Origin of the sequence: Hymenobacter metallilatus (assembly GCF_003944705.1) — a bacterium.
GTDB lineage: Bacteria > Bacteroidota > Bacteroidia > Cytophagales > Hymenobacteraceae > Hymenobacter > Hymenobacter metallilatus.
On the sequence record NZ_RWIS01000005.1, the window covers coordinates 252,074 to 273,131 of the forward strand.

The following is a 21,058-nucleotide window of genomic DNA, read 5'->3' on the forward strand; positions in this document are numbered from 1 at the left end:
GCTAAGCCGGCAACGGGAAAAAACACCTAATCGATAGTCCGGATGGAAGCAGCGCCTACTGCCTCACGGCGTACCTGGCTGGGGCGGCCGCTGTACTCAATTACGCTGGCCCCCACGGCATCGGCTTTCAGTTCCTCAGTTACGTGCAGGCGCACTTTGCTGGCTCCAATGGCGTCCACGTCGGCGCGGCGGGCCGTGAAGTCAGCGGCGGCCACATCACAGCCGGCAGTGCTTTGCACTTTCAGGCGCCCGGCGCTACCCTGCAGGGCTGCCTGGCAGCCCCCGGTCAGGGTCAGGCTCAGCTCGTTTAGCTCGCCGTGGAAGCGAAGCTGGCTACCGCCAGTCTGCTCCACGCTCAGGTCGCTGGAGTTGAAGCCGCTTACGTCGGCGCGGGTGCCGCCCACCAGCTCCAGGTTATTCAGCTCGGGCGTTTCAATAATGAGCAGCACATCGTCATCGTCGCCCCGGCGGGAGTCGAACAGGTCCCGGTTACGGGGAGCAATGGTCAGCTCGTTGCCGTCGCGCTCCACTTTAATGTCGCGCAGGGCCCGGCCGCTGCCGGCTGCCCGGACGCTGTAGCTGCTGCCCTGGCGGATCAGGGCCCGGTAGCCGCCCACAATCGTGATATGGTCGAAATTGGACTCACTGAAAGTCTGACGCTCGGAGCCATAGGAATCCTCATCGGTATTAATGGGCTCGATGCGCTCAAAGTCCAGGTTCACGTTGGAATCGGAGCGGCCTTCTTCATAGTCCTCCCGGTCCTCATCCTGGGCGTCCTCACTGCGGCTGCGCAGGTCGGACTCTTTGCAGTTCACGCACTCCACTTTGTTGCCGTTCATGCGGTACACAAAGTTTTCGGGGTGGAAGGGAGCCTGGCCATTCATATAATCCTCCTCATTCAGCCAGTCGGCAAAGGTTTCTGTCATGCGGAAGGTCCGGCCCCGGGGCATGAGCAGGCGCAGGCGCATTTCCTGGTCGCGGAAACGGGCGCTGGGCTGGTAGGTAAAGTGGTCATCCACGCTCAGGGTAGAGTCGTTGAGGATGCGCAGCGTGTGCAGCGTAGAGGTGGCGGCATTGCGGCGGGCAATAGAGTCGGAGGAGCCTTTGGCCGCAATAATCCGCTCCAGGCGCGGGGCCTGGGCACTGTCGATACCCACGATGTCGAGGTCCACCCACTTGCCGCTGTTCAGCTGCCGGCGCTCCAGCACGAGGCGGGCGTTGCTCAGGCCACCCAGGGCAGTGGTTTGGGTAATTTCCTCCTCGCGCTGAAACTCGCGGCCCACCCGGATGGCGGCCACCGAGCTACCCACGATACCCAGCAGCCATAAGCCCAGCAGGGTGAGGGAGGCAGTACGGCTCAGCACGGTACGGCGCAGCAGCAGGCCCACGCCCGTCAGTAGCAGTGCCAGGGCCGGAATAGCCGTGAGCAGGAAGAAGGATAGCACAGCCCACACCGAAATATCATTGAAAATCAGGAAGGGCTGCAGAGGGCCAAAATCCAGGTCGTCGGAGGAAGAAATGAGCCCCAGGCCTACTCCCAGCGCAATGACCACCGTGAGCAGAATACCGAACCCGGTGAGGGTAAGAATGCCCCCGGCTACCACCCGGATGAGGGAGCCAATGGAGTTGACGATGGGCCGCACGTTGCTGAAAGAATCTTCCAGAAAGGTACCCACGGGGCGGTTGTTCACCCGGTCGGCCTCCGAGCCGGCGGCATAGGGGTTATTGCGCAGATTCTCGTCCAGGGCCGAGAGCGTAACGGCGTCGCCGCGCATACGGAGCTTGTCGGAGGCGGTTTTCGCCTCCGGCAAGAGAATCCACAGAATCACGTAGAGCCAGAACCCCAGGCTACCGGCAAACAGCAGCAGCAGAAAGGCAATACGCACTACCACCACATCTACCCGCAGGTAGGCCGCCAGCCCCGCCGATACGCCCCCCACCTTACCGTTGTCGGTGTCCCGGTACAGCTTTTTGAAGGCTGGGTCGGTGTCGGGGTCAATGGCATCGTAGCGCTTGGGCAGTACCGCCCACAGAATAACATAGGACAGAATGGTAAAGCCTGCTACCCGCTCGCCGAAGTTGTCAAGGCCACTGTTATCGAACACGGCGGGTACGGCCAGCACCAGCACCAGCAGACCCAGTCGAATCCAGAGCGCATTGGTGTTGAAATAATGCGCCAGGCCCGCTGCTACCCCAGCTACCTTGCGGTTGGCCATGTCACGGTACATCTGCTTGGGCGCTTCATCGGGGGCAGCGGCCTCCGGTCCGGCCTGGGTGCGGCTGCTGCTGCCGCTGTGGCCGGCGCTGCTGCGGCCCGAGCCGGTGTAAGTGCCCTGGGCCGAACCGTTGGCCACGGCCTCGGCCAGCAGCTCTTCCTCGTCCTCGGCCTCATCAGCCGACTGGAAGTCGCTCACGCGGCCCATTTTGGCGGTCATGGCCTCCACGTCCTCCAGGGTAATCACCTGCTTGAGGCTGGAGAGGCGGGCGGCGAAGAGCTCGGCAATGCGGCTCTCAATGTCGGCCACAATTTCCTCGTGGCCGCGGTAGCCACTGAAGTGGGCTTTCACTTCCGCCAGGTAGCGGCTAAGCACTTCGTAGCCGTCTTCCTCAATGTGGAAGATCATGCCCTGAAGGTTGATGCTGATGTTCTTTTTCATCTCAGTGCTGCAACTAGTCAAGAATAACTGGTAGGGGGCGGCTGCGCGGGGCTACAGCAGCGGGTCCGGGGCGGAGGGGGCATCCGGAGGAGCCACCTCGAGGCCAGCGGGCGAAACCGCATCCGGATTGCGCGGCTTCTGGCGGATGATGCGGATGGAATCCTGGACTTCCTCCCAGGTCAGGCGCAGCTGATGCAGAAACTCCTGGCCGTCGGCGGTGAGGGTGTAGTACTTGCGGGGCGGGCCGGAGGTGGACTCCTTCCAGGTGTAGTCCAGCAGGCCCGCGTTTTTGAGGCGGGTTAGCAGCGGGTAGAGCGTGCCTTCCACCACAATCATGCGGGCAGAAGTCAACTCTTCGAGCATATCGGACGCATACACCTCGCCGCGGGCAATGATTTCCAGAATGCAGAACTCCAGGATGCCCTTCCGCATCTGCACTTGGGTGTTCTCGACTTTCATGGGCTGAGGCAGATATCGGTGAAGAATGAGACAAATATAATAGAAGGTACTATGTAACACAAGGTACCTGATAAAATTTTTTTTGCGGGACGGTTTTGCACTGGCACCAGGAAGGCTTTGCTGCTAACCGGGCGAACAAAAACGTGCTCAAGAAGGCGTGAAGGGCATTTCGCCGAGAAGCTGGCGTCGGCTCGCACTATTAATGAGTATCTTGCGTTTCAGGCTCGTTCCCGCAACTTTTCCGGCTTTCTATCTGATTACATCCTTTATGCTCCACATCTCCCGTAGTGCCGCCCTGCTCGTGGGCGTTGGCCTGAGCGTGCTGGCCGCCGCACCCGCGCTGGCCCAGGACAAGACGCCCAAGTACAGCAACGAATTCCTCAATATCGGGGTAGGGGGCCGGGCCCTCGGCATGGGCAAAGTGCAGGTAAGTCTGGCCGACGATGCTACGGCCGGCTACTGGAACCCCGCTGGGCTAGTAAATCAGAAAACCAAGTATGACGGCGTGCTGATGCACTCCGAGCTGTTTTCGGGCATCGTGAAAAACGATTACGCCGGCTTCGGCATGAAGCTCGACGACAAGAGCGCCCTGGGCGTGAGCCTGATCCGGCTGGGCGTGGATGATATTGCCGATACCCGCAACCTGGTAAACGAGTACGGCTACATCGACTACAACAACATCCGCTACTTCTCGGTGGCCGATTATGCCCTGCTTTTGTCTTATGCCCGCCAGATTGGCAACGTGGAAGGCCTGCAGGTGGGGGCCAATGCCAAGCTGATTTACCGCAACATCGGCTCCTTCGCCAACGCCATTGGCTTTGGGGTGGATGCGGGCGTGCAGTACCGCCGCAACGACTGGCGCCTGGCCCTGATGGCCCGCGACATTACCACCACCTACAACGCCTGGACCATTCATCCGGAAGAGTTCAAAGGCTCAGCCAACGCCCTGGATGAGCTGCCCAAGAGCAGCACCGAAATTACCCTGCCGCTGTTTGTGCTGGGGGCCAGCCGCCTGTTCAAGCTGCCCGGCGAATTCACGGCCCTGCCCGCCTTCGATGTGGAAATCAGCACCGATGGGCAGCGCAACACGCTGGTGTCGAGCAGCGCCGTGAGCGTAGATCCACGCGCTGGCCTGGAACTGGGCTACAAGCAACTGGTATATCTGCGCGGGGGCGTGGGCAACCTGCAGCAGGTGCAGTCGTTCACGGGCAAGGAGGAGTGGAAGGTGCAGCCCAGCCTGGGCGTAGGCCTGGCCCTGAGCGGCCTGCGCCTCGATATGGCTCTCACGCGCCTGGCCGTGGAAAAACTGGGTCAACGCAGCCAGCCCACCTCCATCATCGTATCGTTGGGCTACGGCATCAAATAGGGTAGTAGTTGCTGGTTGTCAGTTATCAGCTGCCAGCAACTACTGCCTGACAACCAGTAACCAGTAATTGTCAACTGTATATAGCATATGAAACAGACTTACCAGAAACTATGGTTACTGGTGCTGCTTACCCTGCTGAGTTCCGCCGCCGCGCGGGCTCAGTCGGGCCCCTATGGCAACGAGTGGATTGTGCCGGGGCAGCAGTACTACAAAATTAAAGTGGCCCGCGACGGGCTTTACCGCCTCGATTATCAATACCTGCAGCGGGCCGGTATCAGCGGCGTGAACCCGCAGCGCCTCCAGCTCTGGCGGCGGGGCAAGGAGGTAGCCATTCACGTGGGCGGCAACACCACGGCGCTGGACAACAGCACCTTTATCGAGTTTTTCGGACAGCGCAACGACGGGGCGTTAGATAAAGGCATGTTCCTGACGCCCGCCGATCAGGCCCAGCCATATTACAGCCTATTCACTGATACAGCCTCATACTTTCTGACGTGGTCAAACACCCTGGCCGGCAAGCGCATGGGGCAAAGCAACCCGGCTGCCACTGGCACGCCCCACGCCAGCCGCATTCGGAAAGCGTTACGGGTGCAGTCGTTTCGCTACAACGTCATCAACGACGAAGCTAACACTTACCAACCCTGGGCGGAGCGCGGGGAGGGCTTTTTTAGCACTGATTTTGGTGCTAACGAAACCCAGTTCCCGGTTGATTCCATTTGGAGGGTAACTACCAGCGCGCAGGGTATGCGGGCTGATATTCAGGTGGTAGGGCAAACGACTGCCCAGCACAGCTCCCAAATAAGCGTTGCCCTGCCCGGCGGAGGTTCCCGTGTGTTAGGCACGCTCTCGTATTCCAACTTCGACTATGCTCGTGGCTCCTATGCCTTATTGCCATCCGATAGAGGAGCAAATGGCCGGGTCACTCTCGTAGTAAAGCAGTTGCTGGGCATTACTTCCAACCAACTGAAGGGCGACCGGGCACGGGTAGCGTATGTGCGCATTACTTACGCCGAAAACAGCCGGTGGCCGCAGCGGCAGACCCAGTTGTTCTTTTCCAACGACTCTACGCTGGCCGGTCCGGCTTATTATCAGCTGGATTCCATTCCGGCTACTGTACGTGGCTACGATGTAACCGACCCCTATAATACACTACGAGTAGAGGGACAGGCCGGAGCTACGGCCACCCAGCGCAACTTTGTATTTAGCAGCGCCAACGGCCGCACCCGCAACCTGTTACTGGCCGATGCCGACCGGGCTCTGGTACCAGGGGCTCCCAAGCGGGTTTTCTTCCGCAACATTTCGCCCGCGGCGCACAACTTTATCATCGTAACCAGCCGGGTACTGATGAAACCTGCAACGAGCGGCACAGTAACCGTGCCCAATGCCGTGCGGGCCTATGCTGCGTACCGGGCTTCGGCTCCAGGAGGTAGTTGGGATACATTGGTGGTAACCTCCGAGCAGCTCTACGACCAGTTCCACTACGGCGAAAAGTCAGCGTTGGGCGTTCGGCAGTTTGCCCAATGGATGCTGGCCGGTAGCAACCGCCCACAGTCCTTGCTGCTGCTGGGGAAAGGCTTAAATACGGGGGAGTTCTGCGGCCGGTATTTTCGTCAGGAGCCAACTCGCTTCCGCAATGAATGCGTTGGTGGCCAAGCAACTCCCGACACGGCTGTGGTACGGGACTTGGTTCCAACCAGTACCCGCGGGGCGTCAGATATCTTTTTTACAGCCGACTGGCAAAGCGGTGACTACAGACCTCGCATGATTACTGGGCGCATATCCGCCCGCCAGCCGCAGCAGGTCTTGTATTACTTGAACAAACTAAAGGAGCACGAAGCCCTGGGCTTTGCGTCTTGGCGGAAAAACGTTCTGCATATGGTAGGTAGCAAAAACCCGACGGAGGACCAACTGTTTACCGGCTTCGTCAATCAGTATGCTACCTATGTGCAAAAGCCGCCTTTTGCTGGACAGGTAGTAAAGCTCTACCGTAGGGCTACCTATCCTGGTACTGTTCCTGGTGATACGCCACCCCTGAATCTGGCGCCTGATTTTAATGCCGGGGTTGGCTTTATTTCCTACTTCGGTCACGGGCACCCGCTGTATCTGGCGTGGAATGTTGCCAAGATAAATGATGCAACAAATGGGTTTTTGAACAAAGGAAAATACCCTGTCTGGTACATAAGTGGTTGTTCCGCTGGTAATGCCTTTACTGGGTATGGCTCATTCGGCGGCGAAGACTACCTGTTGGCTGAAGACAAAGGGATAATAGGCTTTTTATCCGATTCGGATTTGAGCTTTGATAATGAGCTGCACGAGATGCACACCGAAATGGTGAAGCTGCTGTTTGCGGATAATTCGTGGTATGGAAAACCAGTAGCTGAAGTCCAGCAGGAAGTCATCCGGCGGTTACAGATAGGAGGGCCATCGGAGTCAAAAAAAGCCATGCTGATGAACACTATCTGGCAGGGCGACCCGGCGCTGAAGCTGTTCTCGCCGCTACTGCCGGACTTTCAGACGGCAGATGCTCGCCTGCAGGTTTCGCCCGGGGTGGTACCGGCTACGGCCGGGGCATCTTTCAGCCTGAAGCTGGGCGTAAGTAACCCCGGCCGGATAACTACGGGCCCACTCCGAATTCGGGTGACGCGCACCTTTGGCAGCACTACGCTGGTCAGTAACTTCACGGTGCCTCAAGCCCGGCAGGACACCACCTACACCCTAAGCCTGACCAACCCGGCCGCCGGCAGTGTAGCTGGGGCCAACATTTTCCAAGTGGATCTTGACTCCGATAATCTCATTGCCGAATCGGACGAGACGAACAACCGGGCCACGCTGAACTACACTTTCCTGACCGGGGGCGTTACTACGCTCAGTCCGCCGGAGTTTGCCATTATGGGCTCCCGGGCTGTGCGGCTGGTGGCCCAGAGCAACGTTCCCACCCTAACGGCCCGCGACTTCGACCTGGAGGCCGATACGGTGCAGACGTTTAACAGCCCGCTGGTGCAGCGCATCAAAATCAACGCCGTAATGGTGCCCGAGTGGCAGCCTACGCTCCCTGCCCTGGCCAACCGCGACTCGGTGGTGTGGTATTGGCGGGTGCGCCTCACGGTTCCGCAGGGCGACGAAAGCGCCGACTGGGCTACCAGCTCCTTCCGCATCCTCAATGGTCGCACGCAGGGCGGCTGGTCGCAGAGCCACCCCGGCCAGTTCCGCCGCAACGAGCGGAGCGGTATTGAGGTGGCCGTGCCGGGGGGGCAGTGGAGCTATAGTGGCAGCACGCAGGAAGCCACCATTACCTCTACCCGTATTGGTCCGGCCCGGCAGTGGGAAACGCTGTATCATACCATCCGGACCAGCCCCACGGGCCAGTACACGCTTCGGCTGCTGGGTATCGACACGCTGGGGGCAACCACTGTGCTCAATAGCAACGTAACCAACCGGGCGCTGGCGCTCCGCAATGTTTCGGCCAGGCAGTACCCGTATCTGCAGCTGCAGGCAGTGCTGCGGGAAACCACTGCGGGACAGACGCCCCAACTGGAGCAGTGGCTCATCACTTACCAGGGCATCCCGGAAGGCGTGGTGCGGCCCTCAGCTACGCCGCTTACTGCTGCCAGCCTTACGCAGCAGGCCCAGCAAACGGGTACTCTCACCATTCCGGTGACCTTCCAGAACGTAGCCGATTTCGATTTCACGGCTCCGCTGGTAGGCTACATTGTGGTGCGTACCAGCGGCTCCGGGGCTCCGCGGGAGCGATATTACCAGCTGGCCGGCACGGCCCTCACGGCGCATACCCAGAAAAACTACGCAGTAACCCTGGATGTACGCGGCCTGTACGGCACCCTCTCGGGGCAGGTGGTGCTCAACCCCCGTCGCCAGCCCGAGCAATACTACTTTAACAACGAGCTGACGCTGCCGCCCTTCGAGGTAGCCAACAACGATACGCCTCCGGTGCTGGATGTGGCGTTTGATGGACGCCATCTGCTTAATGGCGAAATTGTGTCGCCGCAGCCCATAATTAGCGTGCAGCTGCGGGATATTGACCGCCTGCAACCCATCCGCAACCGGTCCAACTTTATTCTGTCGCTGACCCGGCCGGGTAGCAGCTCCGCTACCACCGTAGACCTGAACGCGGCTGGTATTGAGTTTGTGGCCGACTCGGCCAAGGGTACGGCCGTGCTTACCTACCGGCCCGGCAACACGGCCCCGCTCGCGCCGGGCGTATACACGCTGGAGGTGCAGGGTAAAGATGGCTCGGGTAATCTGGCTGGAACCGAGCCGTACCGCATCACCTTTGAGGTGATTTCCGAATCAACCATTACCAATGTGTTCCCATACCCCAACCCAGTTACCAGCAAAACGAAATTCGTGTTTACGCTCACTGGCGCTACGCTGCCGCGCAACATGAAAATTCAGATTGTGAGCCTCACGGGACGGGTTGTGAAGGAAATCATGATGGCTGACCTGGGCCCGCTCCGCATCGGCAACAACATCACGGAGTATGCCTGGGATGGCACCGACGACTACGGCGACCGGCTGGCCAACGGCACCTACCTCTACCGTGTGGTGCTCGACGACCCCGACAACCAGTTCAAGCAGCGGGCCACCAGCGGGGACCGGGCTTTCAAGAAGGACTGGGGCAAGCTGGTGCTGCTTCGGTAGCGGTGAGTTAATGAAATAGAGAGCGGGGGAGTTTGATGTTCTGACGGCATGGCCGGCCCAGATTGAACATCAAACTCCCCCGCTCTCTATTTCACCAGGTTACTGTCAGCGCCGCCGGAGCGTTACGAAGCTGAAAGGGTAGGCGTGCTTTTCATCCGGCTCGTGGCGTTGGCGGGTTTCCTCGCGCCACTCACTGGCCGTGAGGTCAGGAAAGGTCACGTCGCCTTCAAAGGCATGATGTACTTCGGTGAGGTATACCACATCGGCGGCAGGCAGCGCCTGGCGGTAGATTTCTCCGCCTCCAATCACAAAAATTTGCTCGTCGGAGGTGTGGGCCATTTCCAGGGCCTGGGGTACGGAGGCTGCCGTTTCGCACCCTTCGGCCTGCCAACCAGCTTGCCGGGTTACCACAATGTTGCGGCGGTTGGGTAAGGGCCGGCCGATACTCTCGTACGTCCTGCGCCCCATGATAATCGGGTGGCCCTGGGTGAGCTGCTTAAAGTGCTTCAGGTCCAGCGGTAAGTGCCAGAGCAGGCGGTTTTCGCCCCCAATAACGCCGTTATCAGCTACAGCTACTACAAGTGCGGTCATGCGGCAAGAGGGTGAGATGGTGAGGAAGTGAGTTAGGCTAGCAGCTTTACATCGAAGCCCCGTAAAAAATCCCGGATGGGCATCCGCTTCTTCCCTTCCAGCTGCACATCCAGCACATCCAGTAACCCATTGGCAGTTTGTACGCGCAGGTAGGTTCGGCCATCGGTGTGCCAGCGCCCGATACCGCCCCGGTCGGGGCCGCTGGCCTCTTCATCGTCAAGAGGTTGAGCCTTAAATAATTTGAGCGTACGGCCGTCGGGCAGCTGGGTAAAGGCTGTGGGAATGGGAGAGAGGCCCCGTACCAAGTTCGCCAGCGCCGGCGCTGAGTGGCTGAAATCGAGGCGGCCCGTTTCTTTGGATAGCTTGGGGGCGGGCCGCAGCTCCGGCAGGTTCTGTTGCGGAATGCTGGGTGCCTCACCGGCCGCAATGGCCTGTACCGAGCGTAGCGCCAGCGCCGCGCCAGCCACCTTCAGCTTTTCGTACAATGAGCCAAAATCATCCTCCGGAGCAATGTCCACAGTATCCTGGTAGATGAGGTTGCCGGTATCAATTTCGTGCCGCAGAAAGAAGCTGGTCACGCCCGTTTGGGTGTCGCCGTGGATAAGGGCCCAGTTAATGGGCGCCGCGCCCCGGTACTGCGGCAGCAACGAAGCATGAATGTTGATGGAGCCCAGCCGTGGCATACTCCACACCGCTTCAGGCAGCATCCGGAAGGCTACCACCACCTGCAAATCGGCAGCATAGCCTTTCAGCTCGGCCTGGAAAGCGGGGTCTTTCAGGTTGGTGGGTTGCAGCACCGGTAAGCCGTGTGCTTCGGCAGCCTGCTTCACGGCTGAGCCTTGTAGTTGCCGGCCCCGGCCCGCGGGCTTGTCGGGGGCCGTAAGTACGGCCACCACCCGGCACCCATTCCAGCCCAGCAACGCTTCCAGCGTCGGCACCGCAAACTCGGGGGTACCCATGAAAATGATATTCAGCATATCGTTCTGGTGTTGTATAGCCCGCAGAGGGCGCAGTATTTAGCGCAGGGTCGTTCCGGAACAGTTCTGCGTCCTCTGCAGGCTACAGTCGTTAGGCATTACTTAAAGTCTGGGTACAGCAGGTACTTCTTGCGCATGGTCTTGTATGCCGTTAGCCCCGGCTCCCAGCCCTGGCGGATTTCCGCTTCCGACTTGCCGGCCATGATTTGCTGACGCACGGTGGCATTGCCTATCAGCCGGTCAAAGCCCCGGTCGGAGAGGAAGAATTTCTCCTTGTTGGTGCTTTGCTGGTAATAATCGAGCAGGTATTTCAGGGTAAAGCCAACATCCCCCACCTGGCGCAAATCCTGGCCATAGCAGCGCTTACCGTTCTGGGGTGGGGAGGTAGAGCCGGAGTTGGGGGTGGGCGTGAAGCTGAAAGGGCGGGTGCTGGGCTGAGTGGGCGCGCCAATCACCTCGAATGGCATGGCCGTACCCCGGCCCACGCTCACATCGGTGCCTTCAAATAAACACAGACTGGGATATAGCGCTACCGAGTGCGGAGTGGGCAGGTTGGGGGAGGGGCGCTCCGGCAAATCGTAGCGGGTGCTGTGGGTGTAGCCGGCCACCGGAATAACCGTTAGCTGGCACTGCCTGCCCCCGGCCAGCCACTTTTCGCCGTTGATCATGCGGGCCAGCTCGCCTACCGTGAGGCCGTGTACCACCGGAATGGGGTGCATACCCACGAAGGTTTTAAACGCTGGCTCCAGTACCGGTCCGTCCACGTACCAGCCATTGGGGTTGGGCCGGTCCAGGATGATGACCTGCTTGTTCTGTTCAGCGGCGGCCTCCATTACATAATGCATGGTGCTGATAAAGGTATAGAAGCGCGCGCCCACGTCCTGGATGTCGAACACCAGCACGTCAATATCCTTGAGCATTTCGGGCGTCGGTTTTTTGGTGGCGCCGTATAAGCTCAGCGCGGGCAGGCCGCTGCGGGCATCTTTGCCATCCTTGATGGTAGCCCCGTCGGCCGCTTCGCCCCGAAATCCGTGTTCCGGCCCAAAAATGACCTGTACTCCCACGCCTTTGGCCAGCAGCGTATCCACCAGGAAAGCCTTGCCTACCCGGGCCGTCTGGTTTACTACCACCGCCACCCGCTTGCCCTTCAGCAGCGGCAAATATTTGTCAAACTGCTCAGCCCCCATTTTCAGGCTGCTGGCTGCTGCCGGCAGCAGTACCTGGGGCGGCGAAGCTACAGTTTGCTGCAGCGGAGCCTCCGGGCGGGGCGCAGGCGCTGAGGCCGACGGGGCTGCCTGGGGCGGACGGGTACAATCGGTAAAGAGCAGGGACAGGCTGAGCAAGCCTGTGGGCAGGAAGGAGTACATAGGCGGGCGGGAAGGATGGGAAACTACCGGGATTCATCTAGCTTTACGCCAGTGAACGTCTCGCAGTACATATCTAACAAGATTGACGGGGCCGATGCAGGTTCGTTTACCTCGTCGGTGACAAAGATAGCCATCATCAGCATTGCCATGGGTTTGGCGGTGATGGTGGTGTCGTTTGCTATTCTGGAGGGATTTCGCAACGAAATTCAGAACAAGATTTTCTCGTTTGGCTCCCACTTGCAAATCAGCAAGTACGATACCAACAATTCGCTGGAAGTAGAGCCCATTGCCGGCCCCCGGCTGGTGCAGGAACTGCGCGGCAACTCCCAGGTTGTATCCATGCAGCCCTTTGCCCGCAAAACGGCCATCATCAAAACCAAGGATGAAGTATTGGGCGTGGTGCTGAAGGGCATTGACGAGAAGGCCAGCAAGTCGCCGATGCGCCAGAACCTGGTGGCTGGTAAATTCATCAGCTTCACGGATACGGCGGCCAGCAACGACATCCTGCTGTCCCGCAAGGTGGCCGATAAGCTGCGCCTCAAGCCCGGCGACAAAGCGTTGTTCTACTTTATTCAAAACCCGCCCCGGGTGCGGCAGTTCACCGTCAGCGGCATCTACCAGACCGGCCTCGATGAGTTTGATGAGGCCTACGTCATCGGCGACATTGGCCAGATCCGCCAGCTCAATGCCTGGCCCGACTCGCTGGTGGGTGGCATGGAAGTGACCCTGCGCGACTTCAACCGCCTCGACCCCGTGGCCGACAACATCTACGAGAATCTGCGCTACGACCTGAAGCTGGACAAGATTACGGAGCAATATGCCCAACTCTTCGACTGGCTGCAGCTGCTGAACCGCAACGTGGTCATCTTCCTGATTCTGATCATCTTCGTGGCGACGTTTAACATGGTAGCCACCATTTTTATCATGATTCTGGAGCGCACCAACATGATTGGGGTGCTCAAGGCCATTGGGGCTACCGATAACCAGATCCGGAGCATGTTCTTCTTCCGGGGCCTGAGCCTGACGGTGCGCGGCATGCTCTACGGCAACATCATTGGGTTAGGGTTCTGCGCAATCCAGTACTTCTTTCACCCTATTCCCCTCGACCCCGAGAATTACTACATGGACCGGGTGCCGATTCACTGGGACCTTACCATCATTGTGGTGCTGAATGCCGCCACCTTCCTCACGTCGTTGCTGGCCGTACTGATTCCGACCTACCTGATTTCGCGCATCAAGCCGGTGGTGGCCATTAAGTTTGATTAAGCGTAGCGGCTTGAACTTCCCGCGAAAAAGGCCCGCTGTTCCACACCGCGGGCCTTTTTATATAACTGCATCAGGGGAGTCTACTCCAGCCACCTGCTCTGCAAAACCAGGTTCGGATCAGGGCACAGCGCCGCCCATTTCTCCCGCTCGGCCACCAGCCCCACACCGGGAAAGTCGCCGGAATAACCTAGTAGGTCGGCTATGAGCTGAAAATGCAGGTGAGGCGGCCAGTCGCCGTTTTCGGGAGCGGGCCCCACTTCCGCGAAGGTGTCGCCCTGGTCGAGGCGCATACCGGGGCGCAGCAGGAGCGTTTCGCGGCGGCCGAGGTGACCGTAGAGGGTGTAGAACGGGGTGTCTTCGAGGCGGTGCTCCAAAATAACGGTGGGCCCATAGTCGCCGAAGTGGTTGTTATCCTGCACGCTATGCACCACGGCAGCCAGCGGGGCCAGCACCGGCGTGCCGGCCCGTAGCCATACATCCACGCCCAGGTGCAGGGACCGGGCCGGTACGCTCGGGTCGCCGAACAGGCCGGGGCTGCGGCGGTAAATCACGCGGTTTTCTAGGTAGCCGCCCACGCCGATGCGGGCATCCTGGGCTTCGAGCAGGCGGCTCACCAGTTCTTCGAATGCCGCCGTATCGCGCAAATCGGCGTGCTGCAGGGCAGGGTTGGTGGCGCTAAAATCGAGGCGGGCCACATCGGCGGCATTCAGGTCAACGGGTAGCACCGGGCCGAACTCGTGCTGGTGACGCTCCAGCAGCGCCGCCAATGAGGTGGCAGCCGGTGGGGTGGGAGTGGAAGCAGGCATTTAGGAAGAGAAATACAGAAAAAGAAAAGAGAATCATACGGAATAGATGGGCCAACGGAGCGTTTTACTGCTCGTCAACGTAATCCCAAAAATCTATACCACCGGCAAGCTACTTCCTGCGCTACATAATCCTGTATTTTTGCGGCCTGTTTGCTTTTGCCCGATTTTCATCTCCCCGATATGAGTAGCCCTTACCTGACGCTGAACGTAGTTGAGCTAACCCAGGAAACCCCGGACGCCGTCACCATTCACTTCGAGCACCCCAGCCGCCAGCTTATTGCCAGCCAGCCCGGCCAGTTCCTGACCCTGATTCTGCCCTGTGGCCCCGGCGGTAAGAAGGAGCGCCGGGCCTACTCGCTCAGCAGTACCCCCCACGAAGCGCCGCGCCTGGCCGTAACAGTGAAGCGCGTGCCCGGAGGCTTGGTCAGCAACCACCTGCTCGATACCGTACGGGTAGGGCAGCAGGTGGAGGTGATGGCCCCGTTGGGCAACTTCACGCTCATGCCCCAGCCCGGCTCGGCCCGCTCCGTTGTGCTGGTGGGGGCCGGCTCGGGCATCACCCCGCTCATGAGTATGCTGAAGGCCACGTTGCGCGAAGAGCCCCAAAGCCAGGTGCTGCTGGTATACGGTAACCGCAACGAGGATTCCGTCATCTTTGGCCGACAGCTGCAGCAGCTGGAGCAGCAGTACCCGGGGCGCTTACAGGTGGAGCACGTTTTCAGCCAGCCCCTGCGGCCCTCGGCGGAGCATAAGCATACCGGTCGCCTCAACCGTACCACGCTGCTGCGCATTCTGGAGCAGCGCCACCGGTTGCCGGCCCCGCAGGCTGAGTATTTCCTGTGTGGCCCCGAGGGTATGATGGTAGAGGCCCAGGCGGCCCTGGAGCTGTTGGGCGTACCAGCCAGCCGCATCCGCCGCGAGAGTTTCGTGGCCGCCGCCGAGTCGGCAGAAACAGCGGCCAGCCAGCCCAACGGCCACGGCGACGTGTCGGCGGCCGAGGATGATGGCAAAGTAGTGGCCCGTACCGTTACGGTGCAGTATGAAGGCTCCGAGTACCAGTTTGTAGTAGAGCCCAGCCAGACCATTCTCGAAGCCGCCCTGAACCAGGATATTGACCTGCCCTACAGCTGCCAGGCCGGTCTGTGTACGGCCTGCCGGGGCAAGTGTATTTCCGGCAAAGTGCATCTGGATGAGCGGGAAGGCCTCTCCGATTCTGAAATGAAGCAGGGTTATGTACTCATTTGCGTAGGCCACCCACTCACCAACGACGTGGTAATTGAAGTAGACTAAGCGTTGCTGCATTGGCAACCGCGTATATTCTGCATAAAAAAAAGCCGCCGGACTATTTGTTGCCGGCGGCTTTTTGCTTTTTGCAGGGTAATCCGGTCGAGCTTCTGCCAATTTATCAGGTAAGGGCTCTGGCACGGTTTCTGGCCGGCCGCTGCCCTAACTGGCCGGCTGCTGCGCAGAAAGTTTTCCGTTTACGCCAACCTGCCCCCCTTATTTGGGGTATCATGCTCTTGGGCCTGCCACCAGGTGTTGTTCTTGCTGTTTTTCCCTTTCCTATGACTTACTCCGCACCCGCGGCCGACCTGGCGACTGATACCCAGCGGCCGGCGCGGCATTTTTTGCCCGAGTCCTTCACCGTAACCGATTGGGCTACCATTGAGCCCTATTTCGTGGAGCTCCGCGACCGGGCCATTCATTCCGGGGCTGAGCTGGAGCAGTGGCTGCTCAACCGCTCGGAGCTGGAAGCAGTACTCAGCGAAGACCTGGCCTGGCGCTATATCCGCATGACCTGCGACACCCAGGACCAGGGCCGTAGCGAAGCGTTTCAATACTTCGTGAGTGAGATTGAGCCCAACGTGGCACCTTATGACCACGCCCTCAACGAGAAGATGATGGCCTCGGCGTTTCTGCCGGAGCTGGACCCCGCCCGGTACCGGGTATTTATCCGCTCGGTGAAGCAGGCCCTGGACATTTACCGGGCCGAAAATATTCCGCTCAAAACTGAAATCAGCACCCAGCAGCAGCAGTACGCCGCCATTGCCGGGGCCATGACGGTTACCCTGGACGGGGAGGAAATGACCTTGCCCCGCGCCGCCGACCGGCTGAAAAATCCCGACCGGACTGTGCGTGAAACGGCCTGGCGCGCCATTCAGGAGCGGCGCCTGCAGGATGCTAAGCCCCTCGATGAGCTGTTTACCAGCCTGATTGGGCTGCGCCACCAGGTAGCGGTAAACGCTGGCTTCGCCAACTTCCGCGACTATATGTTTGCCGCTCTGGGGCGCTTCGACTATACGCCCCAGGATACCATGCACTTTCACCAGGCCATCCGGGAAACCGTGGTGCCCCTCATCGACGACCTGGACCTGGAGCGCCGTCAGGACCTGGGATTGAATGAGCTGCGCCCCTGGGACCTGGATGTGGATCCTTCCGGTGAAGCGCCCCTGCGGCCTTTCGATACCGGAGAGGAGCTGCTGGAAAAAACAGTAACCGTTTTCGACCGCCTCGACCCCTTCCTGGGCCAGTGCCTGCGCACCATGCGCCAGATGGGCAACCTCGACCTGGAAAGCCGTAAAGGCAAGGCTCCCGGTGGCTATAACTACCCCCTGGACGAAACCGGAGTGCCATTTATTTTCATGAATGCCACCAGTTCCCTGCGCGACGTGGTAACCATGCTACACGAGGGAGGCCACGCGGTGCATAGCTTCCTGACCCGCCGCCTGCCTTTGGGTGCCGACAAGCACCCGCCATCTGAAGTAGCCGAGCTGGCGTCCATGAGTATGGAACTCATCAGCATGGACCACTGGAACGTATTCTTCACAAACCCTGAAGAATTGCGCCGGGCCAAGAAAACGCATTTGGAAAGTGTGCTGGAAACCTTCCCTTGGGTGGCCACCATTGATAAGTTTCAGCACTGGATATACGAGAATCCAGCCCATACTGAGCAGCAGCGCCACCAGCGCTGGGTAGAGCTGTTCGATGAGTTCAACCAGCGCACGGTGAGCTGGCAGGGCCTGGAGCACATCAAGCCCTACCTCTGGCAGAAGCAGCTTCATCTGTACGAAGTGCCGTTTTACTACATCGAATACGCCATGGCACAGTTAGGAGCCATTGCCGTATGGCGCAATTTTCGCCAGAATCCGCAGGCGGCACTGCAGGGCTACCAGCAGGCATTGGCTCTGGGCTACACGGCGCCTATCGGGGAGATTTATGCCGCCGCCGGCATCCGGTTCGATTTCAGCACTGACTACCTGCGTACTCTGGCCGATTTCGTGCGGGAGGAAATGGCAAAACTCTAGGCAGCCAACTCCGCAGTAAACAGCACGGCCGACCAGGTTACTGGTCGGCCGTGCTGCTGAATATAGCGGCTGATAGGCACTCTTCACAAACTGAAAACACAGGAATAGGGCAGTTGGCACGAGGATGATCCGGAAACCGTACGGTTGGTTGCATCCTACAGCAGAAACATGGTGTACCTACCTGTGAAAATCTAGAGCGGTTTATGAACGGTGTAGAGCTCCGACACCTCGCGTCCCCTCATTGCATGACAACTGGAATAGCGGCGCGGCCTACATGCCGCGAAGTGTCAGGGGCTCTACGCCCCACGCACATCGTGTGCAAACTCGCTACAGGAAGAATGAAGAAAAAAATATTTGACTTGTCTGTCAGGGAGTTGAAGCGTAGCAGCGAAGTTAAACGGCAGAAAAATCTGCCTGAGGTTGCATATATAGAAAGTGACATCTACTTTTGCACTCCCTTCCAGAAAGCACCCCCGCAACTGGAACGGAAATGATTCTGTAGCTCAGCTGGTAGAGCAATACACTTTTAATGTATGGGTCCTGGGTTCGAATCCCAGCGGAATCACTCTAAAGCCTGTTTGCCTAGCGCAAACGGGCTTTTTCTTTTACAGTCCTATGAGATAGGGCGTTTTCTGCCTGCACTGTAAGCAGGCAGAAGGTAGCAGCAGTGACGACCTGACTGAGCAGAAAGTAGCCGCTGCTGCCACTATGAATTAAGCAGTCAGCCAGTCGCTGAGCCAGGCAAAAAAGTCGGCGAGCAAACCATCGAGGAGTACGTCGCCCAGCCAATGCAGGCCATCTTTCAGAAATTGCAGGATATCACTCATAACGGGAGGTGTATTTGCCAAGGCAATATGCAAATAAAACCTACTATATGAAAACCGCATTATTCTGTTTTATCGTCGGTGGCCACCCTGAATAGAACAGGGGCTATATAAAGTAATCGGCCGCAACTCCTTTATGCTAGGCAAGTTATAACCAGGGTCAGTACGTTAGCAATAGGAAAGCAAGTGCTTTGCCAACCGGGGACGGGCTCAGAAGACTAGTGGGGTGTCGGGCCGGCTGCAACTAGTTGAACAAGCCTCATTCGAGCCTAAAACCGGGTACTGGTCAGGCCTCTGACCGGCGGGTGCGGAGCAGCCGAGGCGGCTGCAAAAGCAAAACGCAAAGCAGAGCTTTGCGTCGGATAGAAAACGGGAAGAAACAGCTGCGGCTAGCCCTTGAATAACGGCACGCTCTGCAGCAGCGCCGATACGGTATCGGAAAACTGGAGTTGCGTTTGTTGGTGGCGGTTGGCTGCGCCTACCAGCAGAAGCAGAAAGAGAACCAGGAAGCGGAGAAGAGTAGAGAAACGCTGCATATGTTGAAGAAGGCGAAAAGTCGAAAGCCGGAGGGGGCTACCCCGATCTGACGACTCATACGGCAAAACTAAAACTTGGTATAGCAACCCTATATTATTATTAGATGAACCGGGCTTACTTGCCTGCTAAGCCAGATTTCTGCCGATGAAAGCGGGCAGTTGAGGGCAGGCAATCCGGGCTGCTTCAACTGCATAGCCAGGCAAAAAACAATAACTTCCGGCTTCCAAACCTACCTACTTACCTCCCGCCCCGCCCATGTCGCACTCCGCCCTCGAAACCCCCGAGCTCAACCTCGAAGCCACCAGCAAATCCTCCGACGCCCGCCAGCACGCCCAGCGGCCCATGTACTACGAGTACAAGCCCGCCGAAACCGTGAAGGCTCAGCACGGCAACGAGCTGCGCTGCAAAACCTGGGAAGCCGAAGCGGCCCTGCGTATGCTCGAAAACAACCTTGACCCGGCCGTGAGCTTGGTGTACGACGAGCTGATTGTGTACGGTGGCGCCGGCCGCGCGGCCCGCAACTGGAAGGAGTTCCAGACCATCGTCAAGAGCCTGAAGGAGCTGGAAGCCGACGAAACCCTGCTGGTGCAGTCGGGTAAGGCCGTGGGCGTGCTGCGCACCTGGGCCCACGCCCCGCGCGTGCTCATCGCCAACTCCAACATCGTGCCCGCCTGGAGCACCCAGGAGTACTTCGACGAGCTGGACCGCCTGGGCCTGATGATGTACGGGCAGATGACGGCCGGCTCCTGGATTTACATCGCCACCCAGGGCATCCTGCAGGGCACCTACGAAACCCTGGCCGCCGTGGCCGACAAGCACTTCGGCGGCACGCTGGCCGGCACCGTCACCGTTACGGCCGGCCTGGGCGGCATGTCGGGGGCGCAGCCGCTGGCCGTGAGCATGAACGACGGCGTGTGCCTGGTCATCGAGCCCATCGACGCCCGCGTGAAGCAGAAGCTGCGCGAAGGCTACGTGGACGAGCAGGCCCGCGACCTGGACCACGCCCTGGAGCTGATGGCCCGGTACAAACAGGAGCGCAAAGGCTGGAGCATCGGCCTGACCGGCAACGCCGCCACCGTGCTGCCCGAGCTGCTGCAGCGCGGCTTCAAGGCCGACGTGGTAACCGACCAGACCTCCGCCCACGACCTGATGGACTACATCCCCGAGGGCGACGTGGACGCGGTGCTGGCGCTGCGCAAGGACAACCCCGAGGAGTTTAAGCGCCAGGCCCTGGCCTCCATCGTGAAGCATTGCCAGGCCATCATCGACATGCAGGCCGGCGGGGCCGTGGCCCTCGACTACGGCAACAACCTGCGCGGGCAGGCCGAAAAAGGCGGCCTCAAGGTACGCGACGAGAACGGGCAGTTCCTCTACCCCGGCTTCGTGCCCGGCTACATCCGCCCGCTGTTCTGCGAGGGCAAAGGCCCCTTCCGCTGGGCGGCCCTCAGCGGCGACCCGCAGGACATCCTGCGCATCGACCGCGCCCTCTTGGAAACCTTCCCCGACAACCAGATGCTGCGCCGCTGGATCGAGAAGGCCCAGGCCAAGGTGCCCTTCATCGGTCTGCCCGCCCGTGTGTGCTGGCTGGGCTACGGGGAGCGGGAAAAGTTCGGCCTGGTCATCAACGACCTGGTGGCCCGCGGTGAAGTATCGGCCCCCATCGTCATCGGCCGGGACCACCTCGACTGCGGCTCCGTGGCCTCGCCCAACCGCGAAACCGAGGGTATGAAGGACGGCTCCGACGCCGTAGCCGACTGGCCCCTGCTCAACGCCCTGGCCAACACGGCCTCCGGCGCCGACTGGGTGAGCCTGCACAACGGCGGCGGCGTGGGCATCGGCAACAGCACGCACTCCGGCATGGTCATCGTGGCCACCGGCACCCCCGAAAAGGCCGAACGCCTGCGCCGCGTGCTCACCACCGACCCCGGCATGGGCGTCTTCCGCCACGCCGACGCCGGCTACGAGCTGGCCCAGCAGGTAGCCCAGGAGCGTGGGGCGAAGATTCCGGGGCAGGAGTAAGCACCAATAAGCAGTGCAGCGGCGGCTTGGTGGAGTACTCCGTTGGTCGCCGCTGTTGCTTTCCCGAAATATTTCGCTGCTGTGTGTCGTCACCTCTCTAGCTCACGGCATGCTGCTCACCCGCGCGAAGTATGTAACTGCAGCCGAAGAACGAGGCAAGAACCAGAACCGTAATTCGCTTGGCTTCGCGGTCAGCACGCTTCCAATAGCTAAGCTTGCGTAAATATA

Annotated in this window: 13 protein-coding genes and 1 tRNA gene; 7 read left to right on the top strand and 7 right to left on the bottom strand. The window is 59.6% G+C overall.

Annotated features, from left to right (window positions below; all coding sequences use genetic code 11):
• Positions 1–26 precede the first annotated feature (26 nt).
• The gene (locus EI290_RS09840) at positions 27–2,657 is read right to left on the bottom strand and encodes a PspC domain-containing protein (RefSeq protein ID WP_125429193.1); all 2,631 of its coding nucleotides are present in this window, start codon (positions 2,655–2,657) and stop codon (positions 27–29) included.
• A gap of 51 nt (positions 2,658–2,708) precedes the next feature.
• Positions 2,709–3,116 carry a PadR family transcriptional regulator gene (locus EI290_RS09845; protein WP_125429195.1) on the bottom strand — a complete coding sequence of 136 codons (408 nt, stop codon included), beginning with the start codon at positions 3,114–3,116 and terminating at the stop codon, positions 2,709–2,711.
• A gap of 268 nt (positions 3,117–3,384) precedes the next feature.
• Here EI290_RS09845 and EI290_RS09850 point away from each other — a divergent pair, with 268 nt between their 5' ends.
• Both EI290_RS09850 and porU2 read left to right on the top strand, forming a co-directional pair.
• Complete coding sequence (locus EI290_RS09850) at positions 3,385–4,482, top strand: putative type IX sorting system protein PorV2 (protein WP_125429197.1); 1,098 nt, start codon at positions 3,385–3,387, stop codon at positions 4,480–4,482.
• Between the two features lie 87 nt (positions 4,483–4,569).
• Positions 4,570–9,138 carry a putative type IX secretion system sortase PorU2 gene (porU2, locus tag EI290_RS09855; RefSeq protein ID WP_125429199.1) on the top strand — a complete coding sequence of 1,523 codons (4,569 nt, stop codon included), beginning with the start codon at positions 4,570–4,572 and terminating at the stop codon, positions 9,136–9,138.
• 105 nt (positions 9,139–9,243) lie between these two features.
• Here the strand turns inward: porU2 and EI290_RS09860 are convergent, their stop codons facing one another.
• The 3 genes from EI290_RS09860 to EI290_RS09870 all read right to left on the bottom strand — a co-directional run bounded on the left by EI290_RS09860 (position 9,244) and on the right by EI290_RS09870 (position 12,073).
• On the bottom strand, positions 9,244–9,729 hold the full coding sequence (locus EI290_RS09860) for a dihydrofolate reductase (protein ID WP_125429201.1): 486 nt from the start codon (positions 9,727–9,729) through the stop codon (positions 9,244–9,246).
• Between the two features lie 32 nt (positions 9,730–9,761).
• Positions 9,762–10,706: a methionyl-tRNA formyltransferase gene (fmt, locus tag EI290_RS09865; protein WP_125429203.1), complete on the bottom strand. Its 945-nt coding sequence runs from the start codon at positions 10,704–10,706 to the stop codon at positions 9,762–9,764.
• Between the two features lie 98 nt (positions 10,707–10,804).
• On the bottom strand, positions 10,805–12,073 hold the full coding sequence (locus EI290_RS09870; protein WP_185816932.1) for an exo-beta-N-acetylmuramidase NamZ family protein: 1,269 nt from the start codon (positions 12,071–12,073) through the stop codon (positions 10,805–10,807).
• A gap of 51 nt (positions 12,074–12,124) precedes the next feature.
• Between EI290_RS09870 and EI290_RS09875 the strand changes: the two genes are divergently transcribed.
• Positions 12,125–13,339 carry an ABC transporter permease gene (locus tag EI290_RS09875; protein WP_246008909.1) on the top strand — a complete coding sequence of 405 codons (1,215 nt, stop codon included), beginning with the start codon at positions 12,125–12,127 and terminating at the stop codon, positions 13,337–13,339.
• An 80-nt stretch (positions 13,340–13,419) separates the two neighbouring features.
• On the opposite strand, the gene EI290_RS09880 is transcribed toward EI290_RS09875, so the two are convergent.
• Positions 13,420–14,145, bottom strand: a complete 726-nt coding sequence (locus EI290_RS09880; RefSeq protein ID WP_125429207.1) for a peptidoglycan DD-metalloendopeptidase family protein — start codon at positions 14,143–14,145, stop codon at positions 13,420–13,422.
• A gap of 180 nt (positions 14,146–14,325) precedes the next feature.
• Here EI290_RS09880 and EI290_RS09885 point away from each other — a divergent pair, with 180 nt between their 5' ends.
• The 3 genes from EI290_RS09885 to EI290_RS09895 all read left to right on the top strand — a co-directional run bounded on the left by EI290_RS09885 (position 14,326) and on the right by EI290_RS09895 (position 18,015).
• Positions 14,326–15,435 carry a ferredoxin--NADP reductase gene (locus EI290_RS09885; protein WP_125429209.1) on the top strand — a complete coding sequence of 370 codons (1,110 nt, stop codon included), beginning with the start codon at positions 14,326–14,328 and terminating at the stop codon, positions 15,433–15,435.
• A gap of 275 nt (positions 15,436–15,710) precedes the next feature.
• Complete coding sequence (locus EI290_RS09890) at positions 15,711–17,450, top strand: M3 family oligoendopeptidase (RefSeq protein WP_125429211.1); 1,740 nt, start codon at positions 15,711–15,713, stop codon at positions 17,448–17,450.
• Between the two features lie 492 nt (positions 17,451–17,942).
• Positions 17,943–18,015, top strand: a tRNA-Lys gene (locus EI290_RS09895).
• Between the two features lie 648 nt (positions 18,016–18,663).
• Here EI290_RS09895 and EI290_RS22435 read toward each other — a convergent pair.
• A complete protein-coding gene (locus EI290_RS22435) occupies positions 18,664–18,810 on the bottom strand; it encodes a hypothetical protein (protein WP_185816933.1) in 147 nt (48 codons plus the stop codon).
• 256 nt (positions 18,811–19,066) lie between these two features.
• Between EI290_RS22435 and hutU the strand changes: the two genes are divergently transcribed.
• On the top strand, positions 19,067–20,830 hold the full coding sequence (gene hutU / locus EI290_RS09900) for a urocanate hydratase (RefSeq protein ID WP_125429213.1): 1,764 nt from the start codon (positions 19,067–19,069) through the stop codon (positions 20,828–20,830).
• The last annotated feature ends 228 nt before the right edge of the window (positions 20,831–21,058 follow it).

What these genes read in the sequence shown, in the direction of transcription:
- EI290_RS09840 (WP_125429193.1), bottom strand. Translation starts at nt 2,657, where the DNA reads ATGAAAAAGAACATCAGCATCAACCTTCAGGGCATGATCTTCCACATT.
- EI290_RS09845 (WP_125429195.1), bottom strand. Translation starts at nt 3,116, where the DNA reads ATGAAAGTCGAGAACACCCAAGTGCAGATGCGGAAGGGCATCCTGGAG.
- EI290_RS09850 (WP_125429197.1), top strand. Translation starts at nt 3,385, where the DNA reads ATGCTCCACATCTCCCGTAGTGCCGCCCTGCTCGTGGGCGTTGGCCTG.
- porU2 (WP_125429199.1), top strand. Translation starts at nt 4,570, where the DNA reads ATGAAACAGACTTACCAGAAACTATGGTTACTGGTGCTGCTTACCCTG.
- EI290_RS09860 (WP_125429201.1), bottom strand. Translation starts at nt 9,729, where the DNA reads ATGACCGCACTTGTAGTAGCTGTAGCTGATAACGGCGTTATTGGGGGC.
- fmt (WP_125429203.1), bottom strand. Translation starts at nt 10,706, where the DNA reads ATGCTGAATATCATTTTCATGGGTACCCCCGAGTTTGCGGTGCCGACG.
- EI290_RS09870 (WP_185816932.1), bottom strand. Translation starts at nt 12,073, where the DNA reads ATGTACTCCTTCCTGCCCACAGGCTTGCTCAGCCTGTCCCTGCTCTTT.
- EI290_RS09880 (WP_125429207.1), bottom strand. Translation starts at nt 14,145, where the DNA reads ATGCCTGCTTCCACTCCCACCCCACCGGCTGCCACCTCATTGGCGGCG.
- EI290_RS09885 (WP_125429209.1), top strand. Translation starts at nt 14,326, where the DNA reads ATGAGTAGCCCTTACCTGACGCTGAACGTAGTTGAGCTAACCCAGGAA.
- EI290_RS09890 (WP_125429211.1), top strand. Translation starts at nt 15,711, where the DNA reads ATGACTTACTCCGCACCCGCGGCCGACCTGGCGACTGATACCCAGCGG.
- EI290_RS22435 (WP_185816933.1), bottom strand. Translation starts at nt 18,810, where the DNA reads ATGCAGCGTTTCTCTACTCTTCTCCGCTTCCTGGTTCTCTTTCTGCTT.
- hutU (WP_125429213.1), top strand. Translation starts at nt 19,067, where the DNA reads ATGTCGCACTCCGCCCTCGAAACCCCCGAGCTCAACCTCGAAGCCACC.